The sequence below is a fragment of the Pseudoalteromonas sp. 120-MNA-CIBAN-0494 genome (genome assembly GCF_040308885.1).
Classification (GTDB): domain Bacteria; phylum Pseudomonadota; class Gammaproteobacteria; order Enterobacterales; family Alteromonadaceae; genus Pseudoalteromonas; species Pseudoalteromonas nigrifaciens.
This window is the reverse complement of sequence record NZ_JBEOOE010000190.1, coordinates 1-255: the sequence shown is the minus strand read 5'-3', so window position 1 is coordinate 255 and position 255 is coordinate 1. Positions and strand designations below refer to the sequence as shown.

General features: G+C 37.6%; 1 pseudogene. It reads left to right on the top strand.

Going from position 1 to position 255, the window contains the following annotated elements:
• Positions 1–110 precede the first annotated feature (110 nt).
• A pseudogene (locus tag AAEY55_RS18475) lies at positions 111–255 on the top strand (transposase); the annotation flags it as partial.

Sequence of the window (255 nt, the reverse complement as noted above, 5' to 3'; positions counted from 1 at the left end):
TAAAAGCCTTAGCAGTCGTGTTTAGAGCAAAAATGCTAGCAGCCATTAGGGAGCATAAACTAACGATACATCAAAACGAATTGTTAATGACAAAATAATGGTGTGTACACAGCAAAGTGAATTTGACCGAAGCTAAAACAGTGTTGAAATACCTTGGACGCTACACACGTAAAGGCATGTTGCATGAAGGACGGCTTAAGAAAGTAAAAAAAGATGATGTCACGTTTAGTTATAAAGACTACCGAGACAGCAAAA